The sequence below is a fragment of the Methylobacillus methanolivorans genome (assembly GCF_044751345.1).
Classification (GTDB): Bacteria; Pseudomonadota; Gammaproteobacteria; order Burkholderiales; family Methylophilaceae; genus Methylobacillus; species Methylobacillus methanolivorans.
Window position 1 is genome coordinate 1,616,149 of the sequence record NZ_JBIWXY010000001.1, and the last position, 24,604, is coordinate 1,640,752.

General features: G+C 54.8%; 19 protein-coding genes. 5 read left to right on the plus strand and 14 right to left on the minus strand.

What is annotated here, in order from left to right; genetic code table 11:
* Window positions 1–10: 10 nt before the first annotated feature.
* From glnT to ACIKP9_RS07595, 6 genes are all read right to left on the minus strand, one after another.
* The gene (glnT, locus tag ACIKP9_RS07570) at window positions 11–1,390 is read right to left on the minus strand and encodes a type III glutamate--ammonia ligase (protein ID WP_400881149.1); all 1,380 of its coding nucleotides are present in this window, start codon (window positions 1,388–1,390) and stop codon (window positions 11–13) included.
* Window positions 1,391–1,418: 28 nt separating this feature from the next.
* Entirely contained in the window at window positions 1,419–2,087 is a 669-nt protein-coding gene (locus ACIKP9_RS07575) for a sarcosine oxidase subunit gamma (protein WP_400881151.1), read from the minus strand.
* Window positions 2,088–2,121: 34 nt separating this feature from the next.
* Window positions 2,122–5,004, minus strand: coding sequence for a 2Fe-2S iron-sulfur cluster-binding protein (locus ACIKP9_RS07580; protein ID WP_400881153.1), 2,883 nt, complete (start codon window positions 5,002–5,004; stop codon window positions 2,122–2,124).
* Window positions 5,001–5,261, minus strand: coding sequence for a sarcosine oxidase subunit delta (locus ACIKP9_RS07585; RefSeq protein ID WP_400881155.1), 261 nt, complete (start codon window positions 5,259–5,261; stop codon window positions 5,001–5,003). The genes ACIKP9_RS07580 and ACIKP9_RS07585 overlap by 4 nt, the downstream gene beginning before the upstream one ends.
* 23 nt (window positions 5,262–5,284) lie before the next feature.
* On the minus strand, window positions 5,285–6,526 hold the full coding sequence (locus ACIKP9_RS07590; protein ID WP_400881157.1) for an FAD-dependent oxidoreductase: 1,242 nt from the start codon (window positions 6,524–6,526) through the stop codon (window positions 5,285–5,287).
* A 451-nt stretch (window positions 6,527–6,977) separates the two neighbouring features.
* Window positions 6,978–9,983 (minus strand): bifunctional diguanylate cyclase/phosphodiesterase, encoded by a 3,006-nt coding sequence (locus tag ACIKP9_RS07595; protein WP_400881159.1) that lies wholly within the window; start codon window positions 9,981–9,983, stop codon window positions 6,978–6,980.
* Between the two features lie 205 nt (window positions 9,984–10,188).
* On the opposite strand from ACIKP9_RS07595, the gene ACIKP9_RS07600 reads away from it, so the two are divergent.
* Window positions 10,189–10,848, plus strand: a complete 660-nt coding sequence (locus ACIKP9_RS07600) for a MarC family NAAT transporter (protein WP_400881161.1) — start codon at window positions 10,189–10,191, stop codon at window positions 10,846–10,848.
* Between the two features lie 58 nt (window positions 10,849–10,906).
* Here the strand turns inward: ACIKP9_RS07600 and ACIKP9_RS07605 are convergent, their stop codons facing one another.
* The 3 genes from ACIKP9_RS07605 to ACIKP9_RS07615 form a co-directional block, all read right to left on the minus strand.
* Window positions 10,907–12,565, minus strand: coding sequence for an APC family permease (locus ACIKP9_RS07605; protein ID WP_400881900.1), 1,659 nt, complete (start codon window positions 12,563–12,565; stop codon window positions 10,907–10,909).
* A 155-nt stretch (window positions 12,566–12,720) separates the two neighbouring features.
* Window positions 12,721–13,362: a two-component system response regulator NarL gene (gene narL / locus ACIKP9_RS07610; protein ID WP_400881902.1), complete on the minus strand. Its 642-nt coding sequence runs from the start codon at window positions 13,360–13,362 to the stop codon at window positions 12,721–12,723.
* 50 nt (window positions 13,363–13,412) lie between these two features.
* A complete protein-coding gene (locus ACIKP9_RS07615) occupies window positions 13,413–15,218 on the minus strand; it encodes a histidine kinase (protein ID WP_400881163.1) in 1,806 nt (601 codons plus the stop codon).
* A 25-nt stretch (window positions 15,219–15,243) separates the two neighbouring features.
* On the opposite strand from ACIKP9_RS07615, the gene ACIKP9_RS07620 reads away from it, so the two are divergent.
* Complete coding sequence (locus ACIKP9_RS07620) at window positions 15,244–16,620, plus strand: PAS domain-containing protein (RefSeq protein WP_400881165.1); 1,377 nt, start codon at window positions 15,244–15,246, stop codon at window positions 16,618–16,620.
* A 103-nt stretch (window positions 16,621–16,723) separates the two neighbouring features.
* On the opposite strand, the gene ACIKP9_RS07625 is transcribed toward ACIKP9_RS07620, so the two are convergent.
* From ACIKP9_RS07625 to ACIKP9_RS07645, 5 genes are all read right to left on the minus strand, one after another.
* Window positions 16,724–17,767 carry a heme-dependent oxidative N-demethylase family protein gene (locus ACIKP9_RS07625; protein WP_400881167.1) on the minus strand — a complete coding sequence of 348 codons (1,044 nt, stop codon included), beginning with the start codon at window positions 17,765–17,767 and terminating at the stop codon, window positions 16,724–16,726.
* A gap of 8 nt (window positions 17,768–17,775) precedes the next feature.
* Window positions 17,776–18,729, minus strand: a complete 954-nt coding sequence (locus tag ACIKP9_RS07630; protein WP_400881169.1) for a PDR/VanB family oxidoreductase — start codon at window positions 18,727–18,729, stop codon at window positions 17,776–17,778.
* Window positions 18,726–19,322 carry a dimethylamine monooxygenase subunit DmmA family protein gene (locus ACIKP9_RS07635; protein ID WP_400881171.1) on the minus strand — a complete coding sequence of 199 codons (597 nt, stop codon included), beginning with the start codon at window positions 19,320–19,322 and terminating at the stop codon, window positions 18,726–18,728. The genes ACIKP9_RS07630 and ACIKP9_RS07635 overlap by 4 nt, the downstream gene beginning before the upstream one ends.
* 3 nt (window positions 19,323–19,325) lie before the next feature.
* Window positions 19,326–20,441, minus strand: coding sequence for an aminomethyltransferase family protein (locus tag ACIKP9_RS07640; RefSeq protein ID WP_400881173.1), 1,116 nt, complete (start codon window positions 20,439–20,441; stop codon window positions 19,326–19,328).
* A gap of 122 nt (window positions 20,442–20,563) precedes the next feature.
* Window positions 20,564–21,289: a type 1 glutamine amidotransferase gene (locus tag ACIKP9_RS07645; RefSeq protein WP_400881175.1), complete on the minus strand. Its 726-nt coding sequence runs from the start codon at window positions 21,287–21,289 to the stop codon at window positions 20,564–20,566.
* Window positions 21,290–21,438: 149 nt separating this feature from the next.
* Between ACIKP9_RS07645 and ACIKP9_RS07650 the strand changes: the two genes are divergently transcribed.
* From ACIKP9_RS07650 to ACIKP9_RS07660, 3 genes are all read left to right on the plus strand, one after another.
* Window positions 21,439–22,077 carry a helix-turn-helix domain-containing protein gene (locus ACIKP9_RS07650; RefSeq protein ID WP_230346474.1) on the plus strand — a complete coding sequence of 213 codons (639 nt, stop codon included), beginning with the start codon at window positions 21,439–21,441 and terminating at the stop codon, window positions 22,075–22,077.
* Window positions 22,070–22,531: a GNAT family N-acetyltransferase gene (locus tag ACIKP9_RS07655; protein ID WP_400881177.1), complete on the plus strand. Its 462-nt coding sequence runs from the start codon at window positions 22,070–22,072 to the stop codon at window positions 22,529–22,531. Before ACIKP9_RS07650 ends, ACIKP9_RS07655 begins: the two co-directional genes overlap by 8 nt.
* 78 nt (window positions 22,532–22,609) lie before the next feature.
* A complete protein-coding gene (locus ACIKP9_RS07660) occupies window positions 22,610–24,574 on the plus strand; it encodes an acyltransferase family protein (protein ID WP_400881179.1) in 1,965 nt (654 codons plus the stop codon).
* Window positions 24,575–24,604 lie beyond the last annotated feature (30 nt).

A 24,604-nucleotide genomic window follows, 5' to 3' on the forward strand; every position in this document is an offset into this window, starting at 1 on the left:
AAAAATTCGCTTAAAAGAACTCGATATAGCGATTGATTTCCCAATCCGAGACATGGCGCTGGTAATCAATCCACTCTGCACGCTTGAGCTTGATGAATTCATCCGTCAACGCATGGCCCAACGCATCGCGTAACACCTGGTTAGCCTCAAGCTTGTCCAGTGATTCGTTGAGGTTTTGCGGCAGGATGCCGATACCTTGCTCCTTCATCTCGGCCAGGCTGAGGTCGAACAGGTTGCTCGAATGACCAGCGCCAGGGTCAAGCTTGCGCTCCACGCCATCCAGGCCAGCCGCGATCACCGCAGCGGTTGTCAGGTACGGGTTACAGCTGCCATCAGGCAGGCGCAATTCCAGGCGACCATAGGGAATGCGTACCATGGTCGAGCGGTTGTTGTTGCCGTAGGAAATATAGGCAGGTGCCCAAGTAGAGCCCGTGAGCGATTGGCTCACTACCAGGCGTTTGTACGAATTCACCGTAGGCGCAGCAAGGGCAGTCAATGCCGGGGCATGGTGCAAGATGCCGCCCAGGAAGTGATACGCCAGCTGGGAAAGGCCATGACCTGTGCTATCGCCATCGTCGTGGAACAAGCTTTTCTTACCGTCGCCGATCGACATATGCATGTGCATGCCGTTGCCAGGACGGTTGCCAAAAGGCTTGGGCATAAAGGAACAGGTCATGCCAAGCTCGTTGGCAATATGGCTGGCTGCCATCTTGAACAGGATGTAGTCATCCGCACTCTTGAGGCAATCGGCATAGGTGTAGTTGATCTCGAACTGGCCGTTGGCATCCTCGTGATCAATCTGGTACACATCCAGCCCGGCCGCGATCAATGCTTCAGTCAGTTTCTCGAGGAACACCGCCTGACGCGTCATGCCCTTGTAGTCGTAGCAAGGCTTTTGCAAGGTATCGCTCTCGTCACAGGGGTGCAAGCCACCTTTGTCATCACGCTTGAGTAACGAGAATTCTGGCTCCAAACCGGTATAAAGCGTCCAGCCATGTGCGGCTAGGCGCTCGACTTGCTTCTTGAGCACCACGCGCGAATCATATTCATAAGGCTTCTGCTCAACATGACCATCGCAAATAATGCGCGCATAGCCTGGCTGCCAGGGGATGAGGCTCAAGGTAGATAAATCGCCCACCGCCATGTAATCCGGCCCGTTCGGCAAGATGCCCATGCCCCAGATCGCACCACCAGCAAACCCCGCGCCTCCTTTGAGGATGGATTCAAGATGGGCTGCAGGCACCGACTTCACCTTGGCGACCCCGTGGATATCCACGAACTGCGCCAGCACGTATTTCACGTTGTGATCAGCCAGGAACTGCTTCGCAGCTGCCAAATCCTGCACGGGCGTGCTGGGCTGATACGTGAATTTTCCATCTACTGTCTTCATAAACTAACTCTCCGAGTCCGATTGAATTTTATGGATAGGCCGCGAAATAGCGCCCTATCCCGACGGGTCCGCCGTTGTGCTCGTGAGCGATGCCTGCAATCACTTCCCACAAATATGGACCGTACGAACTATCGCACCACAGCCTGAAATGGCTCTCCTCCTCCAGGTCCTGGTGCATCAGGACTACGCTGACCCCGGCGAATTGCGTCATGACGACGTCTTGTGCGCCTAGGGCTACGCGAGTTAAATCAATGGAACAAACTTCTGAAAACAACACCTGCACCGCAGCGCCGCTGATCGCGAATGACGCTTCAACATGCGGTACTGGATATACACCCTTGGCCCCTGCATAGGCTTGTGCCAGCCTTTCACAGCTTGTGCCTCCCGGCGCATCCTCAATCAGGAATTCGCTATTGCCCAGCCGCAACACCAAGCTGCCCTCCTCACTGCGTACCCAACTATTGGCACGCGGCGGAATAGTCACGCCTTGCTCGGCTAACCACTGGGCAGCCTGTGGGCCCTTGACGCCAAACTTGCGCAGCAGGCTCGCATCAGCGATTCCCAAATTCTTTTTTCTGCCCTCTTCCAGGGTCTTGTCCGCAAAGTGAGTAACGACTTGCATCTGATCAATGACGCCCCAAGCGCCCTGCTCATGATGGAGCGCATGCGCGACTGGGGTAACTAACTTTGTGAACATCGGCTGTTCTGTCTGCATCACGTTCATTGCCTCACTATCGACTAACCAGGAAATGGGAAGGCACTACAGTCGCGGGTACCAAGGCACCGCTATCAGTGCGGATTTCAAAGCCTGCCCCTACGGCACTATATTGCGGTGCCACATATGCAAAGCCGATCACGCGGCCTACCGTCTTGGAGTAGGCAATGCTGGTGACGCGGCCTTCGATCTCGCCGTTGCGGATCACCAGGTTGCACTCGAACGGCATCTCACCGGCATAGCTAGGATTAAGCACAAAGGCCACCAGGGATTTCTTCAGCGGACGCTTGGCGATGATCTGCAAGCTGCGCTTACCGATAAAATCAGGCTTATCCATGGCAAGGGCATGCTCTGCACCAATTTCCAGGGGGTTCGTTAAACCATCGGTATCAATGCCAGGCATGGCATGGCCCATTTCCAGGCGCAAGATGCGCTGGGCATCGGTGCCGAAAGGCTTGAGCCCCATGCTGGAGCCTGCACGCATCACTTGCTCCCAGACGAAGGCGGCTTGTGGCGTAGGCACATGTAATTCATAAGTGTGATCAGAGACAAAAGCCACTCGCAGCAAGCGCACAGGCACACCTGCCAGCATTGCCTCACGCGCGCTATGTGGCGCCTGCTCATCCAGCTTGAAATCAAGCAAGCCCGACAATACCTGGCGCGCCAGCGGGCCTGCCACATTGATGGAGGCATAAGAGCCAGTGGCATTGACCAGGCCAATATCGAGCTGCCAGATTTGCTGCCAGCGCTGCATCTCGCGATAGACTGCGGCAGCGTTGGAGGTGCCGGAAGTCAGGTAGAAGAGTTCATCACCCAGGCGATGTGCCAGGCCGTCATCTACCACTACGCCAGCTTCATCCAGCAACATGGTGTAACGTGATGTGCCTAGTGCCTGATCGGCATAACGACCAGTGAAGAAGCGTTCGAGGAACAAGCCAGCCTCGGGGCCGCGCACCTCAATCTTGCCGAAGGAGCTGCTGTCGATAATGCCAGCCTTGCTACGCACGGCCTCGACTTCGGCGAGGATAGTGTCCTGCACGCTTTGGCCTTGCACTGCATAGTAGGCAGCACGCTTCCAGGGGCCGACATCGGTAAACACCGCGCCCAAGGCTGCATTGACATCATGCAGCGGCGTCGTGCGGTGCGGATGGAAACCACGGCCACCCAGATGCCCGATCGGCGTGGGGTGGAAGAACGGGCGCGAAGTCGTCGTGCCGATCTGCTCCACCGGCACGCCACGCAAGCGCGCGAGGATACGGATCGCATTCATGTTGGAGTGCTTGCCCTGGCTGGGACCCATGCCCACGGTGGTAAAGCGCTTCATCAACTCGATGTTGTCGAAGCCTTCCTTCGCGGCATTGATGAAATCCTTCACCTGGATATCCTCGTCGAAATCGACGAAGTTCTTGCCCTTGGGATGCATGACTATCGGATACGCATGGCTTTGGGCGCTAGCGCTCACCGCCACAGTCGCAGGCTCAGGTAGCTCGCGGCCAATATGGCGCATGGCAGCAATCGCGGCACGCTGGCCATCCGCCAGCTTATCGGCCAAGGCATAGACACCATTGACGCGCCCTGCGGCAAAAATGCCAGACGGCAATTTGTTGGGGACAAACTGGTGCACGCTGTAGTCATAGCGCATGGCGGTACCTGCTTGGTATAGCAGGTTAGCGGCTGGCACCCAGCCTGCACACATTGCCACACCATCGCACTCGATGCGGGTTTTGCCGCGCAAGTCAGCCTCTGCGCTATCGGCATCATACGGTGCCACGATCACAGCCTTGACGCTGAATTTGTCGCGGCTGTGCTCTACTTCATAAATCGCGCTGCCATGCAGGGTTTTCACGCCACGGCGTGCCAGTGCAGCTGGCAATGTGCTATCACCTGCTGTCGCCCGCAAATCGATCAATGCCGCCACTTTCACGCCAGATTCCAGCAGATCGTGTGCGACACGATAACCATAGTCGTTAGCAGTAAATACCACGCCATGCTCGAAAGGCTTCACGCCATAGCGATGCAGCAGACGCTGCGCAGCAGAGCCGAGCATGACACCGGGAATATCGTTGTTGCGAAACACAGGCGGCTGCTCGAAAGCACCGCTCGCCATCACCACGGCCCCGGCGCGTACCTTGACCATACCGTCCTTGGTCACCACGGGGATCAGGTGATCAGGATAATAGCCAGCGGCATAAGCGCCAGTGATCACCTGAATATTCGGTAAGGCCTGCACTTCTGCCACTAGGTCGCCAAGCAGTTTGCTGGACTCCTGGCTACCGCCCCAATCGAAGCCAAGGCTACCACCCAACTCGGCATTCTCATCCACCAGCACCACGCGCAAGCCCTGCTTGCCCGCCTCAATGGCCGCAGCCAAGCCAGATGCACCTGCGCCGATCACCAGCACATCACAGTGGATATGCTGCTTGGGCTTGGTAATACGCGGATAGTTGAAATTGACCACACCCAGGCCAGCCGCCTTGCGGATGACGTTTTCCCAGAACGGGAAAATTTTCTTGGGCGTATGGAATGCCTTGTAGTAAAAGCCCACAGGCAATAGCGGAGCGATGCTATCGATGATGCGGCTCTTGTCCTTGCGCACGCCGCCATCGGTATTCACCGCCTCAAGCACTGCGCCATTGCTCACGGGCACCACATCACCGCGGATGTTGGTATCCAGGCCGTCGGTCAGCATGACGTTGACGTCATGGTTGGCCAGGCTGAGGATGCCGCGTGGGCGGTGATACTTGAAACTGCGACCCAGCACTTTTTCGCCATTGGCCCACAATGCGCTGGTAATGGTGTCACCCTCGAAACCGCTGTAATCCTTGCCCTCAAAGCTGAACTTGACGACAGCGGCACGGTTGATCCACTCACCTGCTTGTTTGGTCAAACGTGCACTCATTTGCTGCCCTCCTGCCCTTTCAGATATGTACGAATCACTTGGTCGGTTAATGTATTGCGCTCTGCGATGAACCAGGTGCCGCTAGGGCCGTGGTACCACCACTCTTGTTTAAGGCCAGGCGCACCATTTCGGTTATGCACGTAATCAGCCCACTCCTTGTCGCTGCAATCAGCAGCAGGCTGGGGGCGTAATTCGCCACCGTAGGTGAACTCGCTTAGCGGTCTTGTTCCATTCACGGGACAGGTCAGTAATTTCATTGCTTATTCCTTATTTACCTAGCTCAATGCCCGACAGAGGCAGCACCCTTTTCGCCGGTCAGCTCGTAATCCTCAAAACGCGACAGACGGAAGGAATGGATGAGGTCAGGTGCCTGATCGCGTGCAATGGTCTCGGCCATGGTCTTGCCGCTGATCGGCGTTGCCTTGAAACCCCAGGTACCCCAGCCCGCATCCAGGTAAAAGCCCTTCACTGGCGTCTTGCCCATCACGGGAGCAAAGTCGGGCGTCATATCCGCCATGCCCGCCCATTGACGCACCACCTTGATATTGGAAAGGAAAGGGAACATATCCAGCATGTGCGAGGTAAGGCCCTCAACGAAATCCAGGGTAGAGCGTGTGGAGTGCACCTCATAAGGGTCGAGCGAGGAGCCCATGACAAGCTCACCACGTGAGGACTGGCTGACATACACATGCAAGCTGCCGGAAACAAGGATGGTGTCCAGCCATGGCTTCATCGGCTCGGTGACACAGGCTTGCAACGGATGGATGACGATAGGGGTTTCTACACCGACCATCTCGCAGATTCTTGGTGTGAAGCCAGCAACGGCAGACAAGACATTATTAGTCGCGATGTAGCCTTTATTGGTGTTCACGCCGACCACCTGGCCACCTTGCACATCAATGCCGGTGACTTCGGTATTCTGGAAAATTTCCACGCCCAGGCGATCCGCACCACGGGCATAGCCCCAGGCCACGGCATCATGGCGTGCCACCGAGCCTGGCGCATGATAGAGCGCACCAACGATGGGCGCCTTGCCACTACAACTCAGATCCATTTGCGGGCAGGCCTTGCCGATCTCATCCGGGCCCACGACATAACTTTCCACACCCACATGCTTATTGACCTCGGCGCGCCAGCGCATGGTGCGCATGGCAGATTCAGTATGTGCTAGCGTGAAATGACCGCGGGTGGAGTAGAACAGGTTAAGGTCTAGCTCTTCGGAGAGATCTTCATAAATCTTGACGCTGGCGTCGTAAAACTTCACGCCTTCTGGTGTCAGGTAGTTGGAACGCACGATGGTGGTGTTACGCCCGGTATTGCCACCGCCGATATAGCCTTTCTCCAGCACCGCCACATTAGTGATGCCGTGATGCTTGGCAAGGTAATACGCTGCCGCCAGGCCATGGCCACCGCCGCCGATGATCACGACATCATAGGATTTCTTCGGCGTGGTATGCGCCTGGAAAAACCGTGTTCCCGGATATTCCTTGCTCAAGGCGTATTTCAGCAATCTCAACGGCATTTATTGTGGCTCCAACGGATTAATCATCACATCCAAAAACTGCACTTTAAGTAAACTTTTTTTCTTTAAAAGAAACTTTATTGCATTTATACCGAAGCAAAAAAACAGCGTCAACACATTTATGAAACTTTTTTTCATAATAGGAAACATTGAATTTCCGTCAATACTCCTAAGGGAGTAGATCGCGACAAAAAGAGCAGCTTGTATGCGGAAAAATCTGCACATGTCGATAGCGACAACGCCATGTGTCATGCAGGAGTATTGCCCCAAGGGCAAGCACGGGATATGCCAGACTTTTTAGCGGCTAAGTCATTGCCCTAGCTAGGCAAGAGAGCGCCTGGATTGCAACAGAGGATCAGGAAAATACGCGGATAAATAGTGAATAAGCAGGATTGCACAAACAACCAGCCCAGGGACTGTGTACGGCGGGGGACATTGATAAGGAAATGGATCAAGAATAAGAAGATGGCAGGCGCTTGTCGTCACGCAACATGTACCCAAACTCTACGGCCGTCACAGGCTTGCTGAAATAATAACCCTGCATCTCATCGCAAGCATGCTGTTGCAGGAATTGGCAATGCGCCTCCTCCTCCACGCCCTCAGCAATCACCTTGAACCCCAGGCTCTGCGCCAAGGCAATCACGGCCAGCACAATCGCAGAGTCCTCTCGTTCTGTCAGCATGTTGCGCACAAAAGATTGATCAATTTTCAAGGTATCTACCCGGAAGCTTTTCAAATAATTCAGGCTGGAGTAGCCGGTACCGAAATCATCAATAGACAGCTTGATACCCAGCTCTTTCAACTGATTGATCGTTCCCGTTACCTTCTCGATATCCTGCGCAATCAGGCTTTCGGTCAATTCTAGCTCCAGCCATTGAGGCGATAAACCAGTTTCCTGCAAAGTATTGGCAACCCATGCCACCACATCCTGCTGCAAGAACTGACGCACAGAAATATTCACTGCGACACAAACCGGCGGCAAACCAGCCTCTATCCAGGCTTGCGCCTGGGTACATGCCGTACGCAATACCCAATCGCCAATAGGAACAATTAGGCCTGAATCCTCCGCCACGGGGATAAACTGGCAGGGAGACACGGCACCTAACTCAGGATGCTGCCAGCGTAACAACGCCTCACAGCCACTGATACGACCACTTTCCAGGCTTACCTTGGGCTGGTAGACCATGTGCAACTGATTGTTAGCAACCGCATGCCTCAGCTTGATTTCCATATCTACGCGACGCTGGATGGCCAGCCCCATTTCGCGGGTAAAAAACAGGCACACATTATGGCCAAGCTCTTTGGCCCGGTACATTGCCATATCGGCACGATCAATCAGTTCATCCGCACTTTCACCGTCATGTGGAAAGATACTGACGCCCATGCTGACCGAGAGATGAATATCACGCCCCTGCACCACAATGGGGGAGTGAAACCGTTCAATGACCCGCTGGGCCACGCTTTCCACTTCAACTGGCGCAATCACGTCAGCCAGCAAGATCAGGAACTCATCTCCACTCAGGCGAGCTACTGTATCGCCTTCGCGCACATATTGGAGCAATTGCACACCCACTTCCCGCAACACGCTATTACCAAACACGTGACCGTAACCTTCGTTAATCACCTTGAAGCGCCCGAGATCAAGATAAAGCAAGGAAACCAGGCAATGATCCTCCTGCGCTTGAGCAATGCTCTTGGTAATACGCTCACGGATTAAGTTGCGATTGGGCAGGCCGGTCAAGCCGTCATACATGGCCAAGTGATGCATGTACTGCTCATACTGCTTGCGCTCGGTAATATCATTGAGGATCAGGGTATGAATGCGCTGACTCTCCTGACTTAAGGTCACTTGTCGCAGTTCTGCATCAAACGCACCGTCGATGCCGATGAACTCCAGTGTCATGGTCTCTTCTGTCGCCAGGATTGCAGTCCAATCCAGTGGTTCATCCGGGGACAACAACATCTCCTGCACCTGTTGGCCTATCACCTTATCCCGGCTCAATCCAAACATACGCTCAGCTGCGGCATTCCACTCCACAATCACCATGGTTTCGTCCAGACTGAACATGGCAGCAGAAGTGGAATCAAAGATCGCGCCCTTCAAGCGAATAGAAGCGGCCTGCTGCTCCTTTGCCAATACCTGCTGATGGATGGCATCTTCCATGCGATCCAAGGCCGTGCCCAGTAGCTGGGTTTCACGGAAACCTTGACTAGCTTCCTCCATACTCTCCGCGGGTGTTTCTGCCTGCGGCTGGCCGATACGAGCAACACGCTGCTCCAGCCCAGTTAAAGGCCGACCAAAGCGGCGTGCTAAACGCAATGAAACCAGGGCCAGCACAACAGCCATCGCAGCCCCCATTCCCAACACCTGTAACAACTGGTGCCTGAGTGGAGTATCAATGAGAGGTGCTGGCCGTGACGTAATCACCATCCATGACAGCCCGCCTTTCAGATGCAGACGCTGCGCTGCGACCCATCGGCGCTCTCCTTGCACCTGCATGCGGTCAACAAATACATCCCCTGAAAATTGGATCACAGGCATCCAATCATCACTAACCGGTAGAGGCGTATTGCCGATATCAGATGCAGCAATCAAGCGAGGTGTCGGCCCTAGCTCAACCACTTGGATATCCGTGTGATATTCCGTGATTAATGGCGATAGAAAACGATTCAATGCAGGAATATCAAAATCTGCATCAATCACAGCCAACAGCTTTCCGCTGTTATTGCGAATAGCTTTGACATAGCTCAACCCCCACAACGATGTGTTGAGCTGTGAATGGACGATCCACGCATATGTCGGCATCCAGGCACCATCACTAGGCGCACTTAATGCTGATTGGTAAAAGGGGCGCTGACGTGGGTCATAACCATCAACAGGATATGCCTTGTCCTGAACAAAACCCTCCGTGGTGAGCTTAAAGGTCTGCGCTGTTGCAGCACTAGCCTTCACCTCTGGAAACTGCCAAAGCACCACATCTTTGGAGCTGACCCGCTCCATATTGCCGTATTCCCCTGTGCTGGGGATCACAATACCGAGGTAACTTAATTCAGGACGCTGCTCAAACGCAGACAGGGAGTTCTCCAGCATGGGGCGTAATGTTGCTCCACTGAGATGTACATCGTGGATGCGTACAATCCGCTCTAACGAAAGTGCGGTCATCTCCGTGGCCTGGATCAATTGCTGCAAGCGCAGTGATATTTGCTTGAGTGACTCACGGCTTTCCTGCCTGGCCGCGCTTTCAGTGCTCTCCACAGCTTGCCAGGTCATGGCAAACAACAACACTGCACCTAGGCCAATCAGCAACCCCACCACACTGAACACCAATGCGCGGGAAAAAGATGGCAACAAGGGAGGATGGGCCACAGGAGTCGTCGCGCCATGCATAGCAGAACCAGAGACTATCGCCATAGCATCAGGTTTATTCGCATCTGGGCCGACATCAGTCCCGCTCAATCCACTCCCCTTTTAATTCAAGTCATTCCCATGGATTGGCTTCAGTGGCATCACTTGATGATGAAGTTCGTTTGTGCACTACCGTTTTCACGCACTCTACCTGATAACATTGCCAAATGTCACATTTTGGCCAAGTCATGTTATATCGTCAGCAATACTCCTGACATTCACCATGCCATCGGCCATTCAACGAAAGGACTAAGTCTTGACCATACTCGAAACTCTCAAATACGTTTCCATCGTCGTCCTCGGCCTCTTACCCATCATGAACCCGCTCACTACCATCCCGCTTTACATGGCACTCACCCAGCGCATGACGCCAGAAACCCGTAAGGTACAGGCACGCAAGGCCTGTCTATACGCCTTTTGCATACTCACAACATTCCTGCTTCTGGGCAATGGCATCATCTCGCTATTCGGCATTTCCATGCCGGGCATACGTGTCGCGGGTGGCATTATTATCTTGATTCTGGCTCTACGCATGATTTTCTCTGGTTTCGACACCTCTTCCAGCGTTGACTCAGAGCCTGACGAAATCAAGCATGCCAATCTTGATTATTCCTTCTCACCACTGGCCATGCCCAGCCTGGCAGGCCCTGGCTCCATTGCCGTCATCATGAGCTTTGGCTCGCAAATCCCCGAAGGCTCACTAATCCTGGGGGATGCCATCGTCATTACTGGCATCGCCATCACAGCAGGGATAGCTTATGTGGCATTGTCAGCGGCAGGTTATATCGAAAAACTGCTGGGTGAACACGGCATGCAAGCCATCACCAAAATCATGGGTTTCCTGCTCACCTGCGTGGCGGTGCAGTTCCTCGCATCTGGCATCCGCGACTTCTATATTGAATTTTCAACAATCTGATATTTAATAATGCAAAAGGCCCCATAAATGGGGCCTTTTGCATTGCACATCTGATGCCTTACAAGTGCTGCATATAAATCACGATCAGTACGGCAATGGCTATCGCGACAAACGGCATGATACCTGCGCGCTTTTTCACGCCGCTTTCATCGCCCATATGCATATCCTCCACCATGGATTTGGGGAACACGCCTTTGTCCTGCACGTAATGCCGATACAAGAACACGGGGATGATGAAGGCCGCACAGACCACACCCGACCACAAGGTACCTTCACCCCAGATATTTGCTCCCAAGCCCATCAGCGCGACATTGACGAAGCTGAGGATGGTGCCAAGCACGATGAGGATCAACGGAGCCTTATATGGACGCTCCCAATTTGGCCTATCCAGGCGGTGTATCCAGCCCGCGTTAAGGTTGAGGAAGTTGAACATGATGTAGCAGACATTGGAAACAGCGAGCACAAATACATAGTCAGACATCAGCAACAACACCAGATTGAAGCACAAGTCTGTCCACATGGCCGTGGTGGGCGCACCGTGCTCATTGGCATGAGAAAGATACTTCGGCAGCCAGCCATCCACTGCTCCTTGGTACAAGGTACGCGACGAACCCGCCATCGAAGTCATGATGGAAAGCAACAAGGCCAAAACCAGCATGATGACGATCATGCTACTTAATTGCTGGCTGCCGCCCAGCATGGCAGCCAACGCACTGGCAACACCCATGCCGCTGTAAATATCTGGCGCCAACATGCCATCGTAAACCGCAGGGCTGATTTCATTACCTGCGGCATCAAGCACAGCAGGCGTCACCAGGTGGCCCAGGCCAAGATCAGCCTGAAAGGCAATCGGCACCAGAGTGAACACTGCCAGGCATAATAAGCCGGAGTAGAAAATAGCCTTGAACGTGTCAGTCTTGGGGTTACGGAACTCGCGTGTGTAGCAAACCGAGGTCTCGAACGCATAGGTTGACCAAGCAGCAATGAACATGCCACCTGCCATCAGCTTCCAGCCTTCTATATTCCAGGCACCATTCACCACATTGCCCACATCATCATAGGCCAGCGGAGCAATCGGCAGGAAGTTGGCTGCCGAGATGTCACCGGTGAGGATAGGAACCAGGCCGATCAACATGAGCGGGATCAACGCTGCCAGGCCAAGGATCATGGTCACGCGGGAGGAGCGCAATATGCCACCGTGCTGAATACCGAACACTGCCAGCAGGACGGCAGCCCCAAGAATAAAAGTAGCATTGATGCGCAGGCTAAGGCCGGACTTGATGAAATCAAGGTCCATCAAGGTAATCTGCCAGGTGTTGATGACGGCATCGGCAGGGAAAGTGGCTAGCAGAATATAACCCGCCGCCAGGCCAGAACCAATGGCCAGCACCGGCGTCCAGGCCAGCCAGTTACACCAGACCGACACCGGGGCAACAAACTTGCTATAGCGCACCCAGGCGATGGCGCCATAGACAGACGCTCCACCCGATTTATGTGGGAACATGCCGGCAATTTCGGCATAGGTAAATGCCTGGATAAAGCCAAAGGTTATCGAGAGCATCCAGGCAAGCCAGGCGGGCTTGCCTACGGTGGAGGCAATCGCGCCAATGGAAAACAGTACCAGGGCTGGCACGCCGCTAGCCACCCAGAATGCACCCTGCCAGCCTATCTTGCGTTGCAGGCTGCCAGGCTGTGCTTGTGCAGCATTAGGGGTCATCTGGGCCGAGGTGGCATCCAGGCTTGAGGTAGTACTCACTTGATTGTCTCCTGAAACATGATTCTTCAGGCTACATTGGATAACAGCGAGGCTAGACGCCACAATTCCCAATATGGATTACTTCTTTGGGAGTATGCGGCGCAGTGACAGGCGGGCTATTTGTGCCGATGCGCCCAAACGGCCGCCTCGAGCCGGCTGGTCAGCCGCAACTTGCTCAGCAAGTGCTTGACGTGGACTTTCACCGTGGTATCGGAAATTCCCAGCTTGCGCGCGATAGCCTTGTTGCTGAGGCCATCTGCCAGGCATTGCAAGATCTCCTGCTCACGATCAGTCAGGGATACCTGCTCCGGTGTCGCAGGCAGGGATGACTTATTGCCAAGCTCCAGCAATGCCTGCTTGAGTACTTCGGTGAGGCGATCCTGGATCACGGTTACGCCTTCTGAAATCTTTTTCAGGCTGTCACATAATTGCTCGGGCTCCATGTCCTTGAGCAAATAGCCATCTGCCCCGGCACGCAAGGCTTCCAGCAAATCATCCTCGGCATCAGAAACGGTCAGCACGACGAAACGCGCCTTGAGATCACCCGCCTTGAACCTGCGCAGTGTTTCCAGGCCATCAACCCCCTTCATGTTGAGATCAATCAGCACAATGTCTGGGGCCAGCATCGGTGCCTGTTCCAAGCCCTCCAGCCCCGAAGAGGCTTCGCCAACAACCTCGAACATGGGGTCGGCCCCTATCATCTGGCTCACGCCTTTACGGAACAGGGCATGATCGTCAATCAGGAATACCTTGAGCATAGTGTTCACTTACTTTCGTACTAAATATTTGAAAAAACGTCACATTGTGGTCATTGGTACAACTTGGGGGTAAAAATCAGCCGGACGCGAGTGCCACCCTGGCGCCTGGCACTAATGGTGATATCACCGCACAGGCTATAGGCGCGATCACGCATGATACTCTGGCCATAATGCCCTGGCTCCTCAGTGGGGTTGGCAGGCATGCCGATACCATCGTCATCAATCGTCACGACCACAGTGCTACCGGGTGTATAGGCCAGCGCCACGACAACATGCTGCGCGCCTGCGTGGCGGATAATATTGGAAAGCGCCTCGCGGATAACGTGCAGGATGTGGAACTCTTCGTTCACGGTGAGGCGGCAATTCACCAGGCGGTTATCGAGGGTAATGGAGACTGAGGAGCGATTGGAAAACTCCTCAATCGCCGCCTCAATGGCAAAACCCAAGCCGCGCACATCCATGTGCATGCGAAAGGTAAAGAGCAATTCGCGCAACTCGCGGTAGGCCGTGTCCAAGCCCTCACGCAGCTCACTGGTAATCTCGTGGGTCTCACCTTGATCGCTACTTTTATGCGTTTGCAGCCGCGCGATCTGGATTTTCATATAGGAAAGTGACTGAGCCAGGGAGTCGTGCAATTCGCGTGCAATCGCAGCACGCTCCTCGAACAATGCCAGCCGCCGCGCTTGCTCCTCCCGACTCTGCGCCCCCAACACCAGCGATAGCAATTGTGCGGTGATTTCTGCCAGCGTAATGTCGGATTCGTAAAGCTCCTGGCCGGGCTTGCCTTCCAGTATCAGGGTACCGAAGTTATCTCCCGGGCAAGTAAATGTTGCCGCAATACAGCCTGCGCCACTCTCCAGGGTGAAGCTCGCCGAGCGCTGCGTCACCAGATCACGCGTCACATCTTCCGGCAAGGCCGCAGGCGCATATTGCGAAAACAACAGGCGCTCGCCCTTGGTCTCACCGCCATCAAGTACAAAGCGCAGCGAGACATTACGCAAATCCAGGCTACTTTCCATCGAATACAGCATGGTCTTGAGCACGGATTCATTCAATACGCTGTCGTTGAGCGAGAGCACCAGCCCATGAATAAAGGTACGCGCACGCAACAAGCGACGCAACAGCTCGCTACGGTTGCGGTTGAACCACTCGAACTCAGATTTGAAGCCCTGCATCTGCGCCGAGAAAGCCTGCACCATCCCTTCCAATTGCGATAGCTCATCCAAGTCGCGCTCATCCTGAGCAAGCACTTGCTCACGCGGCAACATCGCCAGCAGGCTTGCTACGCGGTCTATCAATATCTGCTTGATCATCAACGCTACCGTCACCAGGCAGCACAGCAATAGCACCAGCCCGATGAGTTGCAGCATCACCAACACGGTCTGCCTTTCTTCCACATCGCGACGCAAGGCATCCAGCAAGACATCGTGGTCGTCCAGGATCACTTGCAATAGCGAGGCAGCATGCCCTTGCTCAGCCACCACATAGGCCGCCTCATCACGTTGCAGCCTGACAATCAGGCCTGCCAGCTTGCGCGACTGTTGCTCGGCATACCACCGATGATTCGTATCATCCCCCATCAAGGTAGCTATGCTCCAGATAGCTGGTGGCTGACTATCAGGATGCCCGGACAACTGACTCCACTCCAGCTTGCGTTGCGCCAGTTGCTGGATTGCGGATTGGCTGGCAGGTATGTAATCTAGCAAGAACAAGGAGCCAGCTTGCAAGATGATGGCGAGTATGGCGACACAGGACAACAGCAGGACCAAGCGCAAATAAAGTGCATGACGCGACAATCGCTCACGCCACGCCTTAAGCGATTGTTCTGACCTGGTGTTGGTGATTCCCGATTGCACGTGTATCTAGCCTTTATCCATTACCATGAGCTTATATCTTTTCAGTACCCTTATCTTGAGTGTCATCTTCCTGCTGGTATTCAGCAGTTGGTGGACAGAAGGGGCACCGTTCACCACACACCTCACCGGGCTACTCATCGTCAGCTGTGTCTTATGCACCCTGCTGTTGATGACCGCCCTGGCTCCTATCCTGGCACGCCAGAACATGGGTCGCATGCAAGCGCGCATGCGCAACCTGAACTGGGAGCACGAAGTATCCTCGCGCCTCTCCTCCCCCGCAGCGGTAGTTGAAAACCATACCGTGGTATTCGCTAACCAGGCCTTTCTCAACGAGCTGGGCATGGCAGGCATGTCAGACCAAATCGTCGGCATGCCACTCACCAATGTCATCTACCCCGGAGACCACCAATTGCTGGCCTCACTACTCGCCAGCATCGATACTCCCGCCCGGGAGGATAGCACTTTGCGCCTGCTTTGTTTGGATGGCACCGTGCTACCCAGCAAACTGTCACTTTCCCCCATGGGTCAAGGCACCACCCACCAGCGCCTGCTACTGCAATTCTCACTGATTTCCAGCGGCCCAGCCACGGGTGTACGCTTCAACGAACAGTTCAACTACCACCTCCTCATCAACCGCCTGGAAGATGTCGTGTTCGAGTTGCACCGCGCCAATCGCCTCAGCTTTCTCAACCCGAGCTGGGAAACCCTGCTGGATTATTCGATTGAGGAATCGCTGGGAAAATCGCTGATCGACTTCATCCACCCCGAAGACAAACCGCTGGCAATTGCGCGCCTGGACTCGATCGCTCGCGGCAAACGCCTGCGCTGTAACGAACAGATACGCCTCATCAAGCGCAACGGCGAACCATGCTGGGTCAACATTCGCGCGCGTAGCTCGGCCATGGCGGAGAACGAAGGCGCCAGCGTGCTCGGCACCCTCACTGACATCACCGAGGCTCGCCAAGTGGAGGCAAGCCTGAGAAGCAATCGCCACTCGCTCAGCAGCCTCATCAACAACGTGCCATGCATGATCTATCGACGCAAGGCGGATCAAGGGCTGAACTTTGAATTCGTCAGCGATGGTTGCCTCACCCTGACCGGTTACGGTGCCCATGAGTTAATCTCCAGCCCAGTGCTCAGCTTTAAGAAGCTACTGCATCCAGATGATCGCCTGGTATGGGAAAACGCACGCGAGCAGTTAGTGCAGCAGCACGCGTTGCAGGCCGTCTATCGTCTCTATTCACGGAATGGCTCCTATCAATGGGTGCTGGAACACGGTAATGGCATTTATGCCAGCACCGGGGAACTGCTGGCCGTGGAAGGCTTTATCACGGCTATTGGTCACGATCATGCCAATACAGCTCAGACTTTCATGCAACTACAGCAACAGCTAGAACATTAACCCACACAATAAAACACCTGGCGCAGTCAAACTGGCCAGGTGCCCTATGTTGCATCGCTAACAGGCAAGCTCCACATCACAATACTTGCCTAGCCCCTGTCGGCTACTCTGGCCGGGTACCTGGCGGCAGCACTTCACCATCATCCTGCGGCGCCAGCCATGCCAGTAGCGGCTCGTGGTAGACCTTGATGCCCTTGTACTCCAAGAGGTCAGGGTGCAAATCGCGGATCACCCGGTGGAAGCGCTTGATCCAGCGCGGGAAGGTGGTCATTTCTTCCAGGCTGAGGAGGTAGCAGCGGATGCTGAACATGATGGCATTGCTGCGCGGCAGACGGAACAAGGTCTGCAGCTCGACACGCAGGTGAGCCTTTTGCCCAGCATTGTCTGCGGTCACCTTCAACCTATCCGGCCCCCATTGCGGATAATGCTCGGGCGAAGTATCCAGGCGCGGATTGATGGTCATGGTCCAGTTCAACCTGCGTACCGGATTGCCTTGTTGCAGGCTAAGGAGGAATTTCAGCGCCCGGTCCATCACGCCAACTTTTTCCATCTGCGGCACAGGGCCGTGCCATTCATGCCAGGCCATGCCCGCATCAAACGCCAGCGACCAATCTGCCTGGCTAGTGACAAATCCAGCATCGGCAAACAAGGTACCTTCGCGTTGGTCGAGCAACACGAAATCACCCTGCACTTGCCTGCCCATGTATTCAAACGGCTCCATCGGCAGTGTCGATACATCGCCAAAAACAAAGCTATCTTCAATGCCCAGTGGCAAGTTGATCCAGGTCCAGTGATCCCCTTGCTTGCTCAGCTTGAATTGCGCGGGATAATCGCGCGCCAGGCTTTCCATGGTGAATTCCAGGAAATCCCATTGTGCATCCATCATATGTGGCAATGCGGCATAGCGGCTTTTGTCCTGAGTCAGGGTGATCGCCTTGTCCTTGCACTCCGCCACATAATGCTCGTCAATATCGAACGCATGTTCATAAACCGAGCCAGGCGCACCAGGCTTATGCGGTTCGATGTTGACCGAATACATGTAGTGATCCTGGTCGAACGGAAACGGAAAACGACGGATCGCCTCGGGCGAATTACGGAAGGTATAGTCGTCGCGGAAGGTTTCCTGCTTGTAGGCAAGGTTATTCATATGGGACCTCACAGGTTGAGTTCAATAAACGAGCACTTGGCCCGGGAGACGCAAGGCAAAATCTTGTTGCCCGCGCGTTTTTCATCCTCGGAGAGGTAGTGGTCGTGATGTTCGATCACGCCATCGGTAGACAACACTTCAAGCTCACACCGACCACAGGCTCCGCCACGGCACAAGTGTGGCACCTCAACGCTGGCCGCTTCCATCGCTTCCAGCATGCTTTCTTCGGCGGCAACATCCACCACCAGCCCGGATTGCTTGAGGCGAATGGAGAACGGTTCGCCAACTGGCGGGGCCAGGAATTGCTCATAATGGACATGAGCGTCGGGCCAACCTAAGCGTTTTGCACTGCCGACCACGGCATCGACCATACCAGCGGGGCCACAAACATAGACATGCGTACCCAAGGGCTGGCGAGCAAGCAAGGCCTGGCTGTCGATCACCTGCCCCTGGCTCTGGTCGTAACAATGCAACCTGTCACCCAGTAGGGCGCGCAGTTCATCGATAAAACCAGCGTGGCGCGGAGAACGGATGCCATAATGCAGCTCGAAATTGGCACCACTACGCAAGAGCTCATGCGCCTGCGACATGAATGGCGTAATGCCGATACCGCCCGCGACCAGGATATGCTTGTGGCCCAGCCGGGCAATCGCGAACAAGTTGACGGGCCAGGTAATATCCAACGCAGTACCGACTGTGACCTGCTCGTGCATAAAACGGGAACCGCCACGAGAGTTTTCCTGCAAACGCACGGCAATTTGGTAATGCCTGCGCTCAGATGGCGAACTCAACAGCGAATAGGCATTGCGATAGGTACGAGGCCCAGCCGGCATGGAAACCACTACATGGCTACCACCGGAGAAGCCCGGCAACTCGCCGCCACTGGCGTCGACTAGGGTGAAGTGGCGTATGCCTTCAGCCACCTCCGCGATATGGGACACAATGACCTTCAAGGTACTCATGGATAAATCTCCTCAGCGGCTGGCACCTGGCCAGGCTGTTCGGCGTCCACCATCAAGCCCATATAGGCCCCGAGGCGGCGCGAGAAATGGTCGCGAACAAATAAGTGGCGTTGGCAACCGCTGCACACGGCAATATTGGTGGTGACATGCGGCGTGATGGTCTTGCAATGCACACAATAGACCGGGCGCGACAGCGAAGCAGGCTGCTCACGCATGATGTCGGCATTGAGCACACCATGACTGGCCGCCAGCGTAGATGCTTGCCAGAGAAACTCTTCATCTCCTGCCGCATACAAGCGCGTCCCCATATAGGCTTGTGAGAGCATGGCATCGAACGCCGCCCACAACGCCGCCTCAGTGTTGAATACCTGCATGCTGGCACCTGCCACCGCTTGTATCGACACGGTGTAATCAGCGCCTTCCACAGGCAGGTAAAACACGGTCACCGCCTGTTCAGGCGGGCGCTGCTGGAAGAGGCGCAGCACGGCACGCCCAGCCTCGCCTTGTGCTAGCACCACATGTGCCTGGGCCTGATATTGCCAGGCCAGGCTGCTATAGACCGGCTTGCTCCTGATCCAGTATCCGTGTTCCATGGCTCAGACCTCCCGTGGATGGGTACGCAAACGTAAAGGGTCGTAGAAAGGCGTCGGCGCGACATATGCCTGCCAGCTCGCGGCCTGGCCCCTGATCTCTACCGCCGTGCCATTAACCGCCAGCGATGGGGCGATATGTGCCAACGCGAGGGATTGCATGAGATAGCGGCTATAGGCAGCACTGGTGACCACACCCACTTGCTTGCCATCGATGAACAAGCCTGCTCCCGCTTCCACAGCCGTGGCAGCCTTGCACACCAGGCCTACCTGGCGCACACGTTCCTTGCCTTTTGATGCCAGCACGGCTGCCTTGCCAATGTAGTCGCCGGGTTTGTCGATATCCACGCCCCAGCCCATGTTGACCTCCCACGGCGTGGTATCACCCTCGATCATCTCAAATGGGAAAAACAGCAATGCAGCTTCGATGCGGGTCAGCTCCAGCGAATTCCACGAGGCGGGGATAGCACCCAAAGGCTTGCCTGCCTTGAGCATTTCGTCCCAGAGCAAAACAGCATCCTGTGCGCTGCAATACACCTCATAGCCAAGCTCGCCGGAATAACCACCACGAGCGATATAGACATCCTTGCCAAATAACTTGGTGGCCTTGTGCTGGAAATACGCCAGCGACTTCAGGTCGAAATCCAGCAATGGATCAAGTATTGCCAGCGACTTCGGGCCTTGCAGGGAAAGAATATGCACATCCAGATCAGGCTCAACCTGGACATTAAGCCCCGCCGCAATCTTGGCGAGATTGGTCTTGGTAGCGCCGCTGCCATGCGAGACGCGGAATGCAGTCGCGGAATCACGAATTACCATGATGTCATCACAGATGGCACCGGCCTCATCCACCTCGGCCGCCAGCAGGGAATGTCCTGGCTTGAGCTTGGTGATATCGCGTGCGACAAGTTGATCCAGCGCCTTTTCTGCATCTGGGCCGCTGACATTGACGATATTCAACGCAGATACGTCATAGAGGCCAGCCCGGGAGCGCACAGCGACGACCTCGTCATGCACATCGCTATCATAGCTCCAGGGAATGGGCATCTCATTCCAGGTATCCCCATCCAGCTTGGAGCCTAGGGCGCGGTGGCGTTCGTTGAGAATCGAGTTCCTTGACATGCTGTATCCTTAAAAAAAGTGATCATTTCAAGGTCAACGATAGTCAAAACCCCCGCGTGGGAAAATTCTCTCGAAGGTGTACTCCCAAGGTGGTATAGATAGACCGCCTCACATTTGTGTGCTCAAGCCCGCTTCAGCCCTCGGCTCCAGCGAGTATAGACATGCCCGGCCCAGGTATTGAGTGCAGCGATGCGCTTATCCAACGTAGTCAGGATTTCATCGGCAGACTGAATCATGGGCTGCGCCGGATCGGCTTCGCTACCGCCTTTTAACTCCTCCGGCGAAAGACCACACCAGCTCTGCACCAACTCGCGGTTCATCTCGATATGGCACTGAAAACCGATATGCAGGTCATCCAGTACATACGCCTGATTGGCACAATGTTCACTGCGCAAGATATGCACTGCGCGTGGAGGAATCGAGAATGTCTGGTAGTGCCACTGGAACAAGGGCAGCTCAGTATGGCAACCCAGCCACTCTGCTGCCTGGGGCACATCAAGCGGCAAGCCACGCACCCAGCCGATCTCGCTGAAATGGCTATCCGTCACTGCACCGCCCATGGCCTTAGCCAGCAGCTGGCCACCCAGGCAATGACCAATGACGGGTATGCCTTGAGCCACGGCCTGGCGAATCAAGTCCAGCAAAGGAGGGATCCAAGGCAAATCATCATTGGCGCTCATGGTACCACCCATCATGGCAAGGCCACTGTATGCTTCCAAGGTGGCGGGTAGCACTTCGCCCTTATCTATCCTGAGCACATGGAATGGGATATGCTGGCTCGCCAGAAAATCCGCCAGGTAGCCAGGCCCTTCGGAGGCGCTGAATTGCACGATCATCACGGGGTTCATGCGTTGTATCCTGTTATGTTGAGTGATTGCCTTGCTGTAATAGCAGCCAGAAGATATTATTAATAAACTTTTTTTAATTTCAAGAAACTTTTATTACCTTTACTGAAAAACATTGCAGGCAAGCTGTTAAGAAGAGAGAAAGACAACGTATGGCGGACAATGTGAAAAAGCTGGTACCAGCCAATAACGAGAGTGAGAGCAAATCACTGGGCAGATACCTGGGCAATGTGATCAAGGATATCCGCCAGCAGCACGGCCTGACCATTGCAGAGGTTGCTGAGCGTGCCAATATCAGCCGCGGCATGCTGAGCAAGATCGAGAATGGCCTGGTTTCCACCAGCCTGGATACATTGGAACAACTCGCCAATAGCCTGGGAGTTACTATCTCCCGCCTATTCCAGGGCTATAACCAACGCAAAGGTGGTGCGCAACATGTCAAGCATGGGCAAGGTATGGAGGTGGTGCGACGCGGCACCCGCAATGGGCATACCTATCACCTGCTAGCCTATGACCAAGGGCCAAAAAAGCTATTCGAGCCCTTCCTCATCACACTGGAAGACCCTGGTGAGGAGTTTCCCTCCTTTGAGCATAGCGGCACTGAATTTCTTTATATGCTGGAAGGTGAGCTGGGCTACCGCGTAGGTGAAGAGGTCTACATGCTGCAGCCTGGTGACGCGCTCACTTTCCGCGGCGAGATTCCACACCGCCCGGAAGTCCACGCCAAGCTGCCGATACGCTTTCTCGCCATCATCCACTACGACGCAGAAGAACCCGTAGAGCATGACTGATCCCGCTATCCGCATTCGTCATGCCCAGGCTGAAGATATTCCCGCCTTGTGTGAGCTGCTGCAACAACTCTTCAGCATAGAGCAGGATTTCACGCCCGACCTGGCCAAGCAATCTGCCGGTTTGCAGTTACTGCTGGCTCAGCCTGAACGCGGTGCCATCCTGGTGGCGCAGCAGGGTGGTGGAAAGGTAATTGGTATGGTCAGTGCGCAATTGGTGATTTCCACCGCGCAAGGTACCCCGGCTGCCTGGATAGAAGACATGGTCGTAGAGGCAAACTATCGTAGCAAAGGCTTGGGCAGGCAATTGCTGGATAGCGTACTCGCCTGGGCCAAGGCACAAGGTGCTACCCGCGCCCAATTGCTGGTAGACATGGATAACCAGCCCGCCATCGCTTATTACGACCACCTGGGCTGGAACACAACCCGCTTGCAGGCACGTAACATTTACTTGTAGGGTTCCACATCGGGCTGAATTTCAAGCACAGCTGACTGTCACACTGGGTAATAACAGCAAGTGTGAACAGGGAGTCATTTGAAATACAGGCCAGAAATAGATGGGTTACGCGCAGTGGCAGTGCTGGCCGTGGTGTTTTTCCACGCTGGATTTTCTGGTTTTAGTGGGGGTTATGTTGGTGTTGATGTGTTCTTTGTCATCAGCGGCTACCTCATCACTTCCATCCTGCAGAGCGAGCTAGAAAAGCAGCGTTTTTCCATCATCCAATTCTACGAGCGCCGGGCGCGCCGCATCCTGCCCGCCCTCACCGTGGTACTGCTTGCCACCAGCATCGCCGCCTTTTTCCTCATGCCACCTTCGCTGCTGCACGATTATGCGCGTAGCCTGGTATCCGTCGTTGCCTTTGGCTCCAACATTTATTTCTATTTCAGCAACGGCTATTTCTCAACCGCATCAGAAGAAAAGCCTCTGCTGCATACCTGGAGCCTGGCAGTGGAAGAGCAGTATTACCTACTGTTCCCGCTGCTGCTCGCTGGCCTGTGGTATGCCCGCCGTGCTGCTATCTTCTGGGTCATGCTGGGCTTGGCAGTGGCATCACTGCTGCTTTCTGAATACCTGCTCAGCCAACAGGCCATAGACGCCAACTTCTACCTGATTTTCAGTCGTGCCTGGGAGTTACTGGCCGGATCCTTACTGGCACTGCTCAAGCCAGAAGGCTGGAGCCACCTCAATGCTCGCCTGCGTCACGGCCTGGCATGGCTAGGATTGATGCTCATCATCGGTGCAGTCATCCTGCTAGATCAATCCACCCCATTTCCGGGTTTGTATGCGCTGATTCCCGTGTTAGGTGCTTGCCTCATCATCGCCTTTTGCGATCCAGCAAGCATCACTGGCAAGCTGCTTTCACATCGTGCCATGGTCGGCATCGGCCTAATTTCCTATTCGCTCTATCTCTGGCACCAACCCCTGTTTGCCTTCCTGCGCATGAAAACCACGCAGCAGCCAAGCGCTATCATTTTTGCTGTCACGATTGCGCTCGCCTTCTTGCTCGCCACACTCAGTTATTGGTATATCGAACAGCCCTTCCGCCACCGACAACGTTTTTCCAGGCGACGTATCTTCCAGCTCTCAGGTATGACGCTCACCCTCATGCTCGCACTGGGGTTGGCTGGCATGCAAGGGCAAGGCTTTCCCGGACGTTTTGTCGACTCCACCTTGATGGCAAGCACTGTCGGCAGCCCCCTGCGAGATTCCTGCCACACCAGCGGCACCGACTACCTAAAGCCATCACTATCATGTGAATACTTTGGTAGCCGTATTACCTGGGCCTCACTCGGAGACAGCCATACCGTCGAGTTGGCCTATGCCTTGGGCGAAAAATTACAGCAGAAAGATGCAGGCCTGCTACACCTCAGTTTCAGTGGATGCCCACCAGCCTTGTTGTTCGAGGCGAAAGAACCTGGTTGTAGCGCATGGCTGAAAGAAGCCGTGACCTACCTTGAACAGCGGCAAGACATCCAGCACGTTGTGGTTGGATTCAGCTATACCCGGGCATTGTTCGGCCATCTGGAAAACTATCCCTCCTTGCCCGATAAAAACCCGGTCAACAAATTCACCGCGGCGGATGCAGGCAAAACCCCAACTGAGTTGCGTGAGCAATATTGGTACAACCTGCAAACCTTGATCGAACGCATGCTCGCAGCTGGCAAGCAGGTGCACGTTGTCTACCCCATCCCTGAATTACCGATGGATATCATCAAGGCCATCACGCCATTCTCCATTCTGCATACCCGCGCTCCTCATGACATGCATCGCATGACCAGCGAAGCTTTTTATCTCGCTCGCCACGCATTTATCCTGCGCAAGCTAGACAGCCTGCCTTATGGACAACACTTGCATGCGATCAAGCCTCTGGACAGCTTATGCCAGCATGGTGACTGTCCCGCAGTGATAGATGGGCAAGCACTCTATTTTGACGATAACCACTTGAGCATTGCCGGAGCACGCAAGATCATGTCTGGGGTTGAAATCACGGCTGACTAAGCTCACCCTGGTCTTGATCTTGGCCATGCT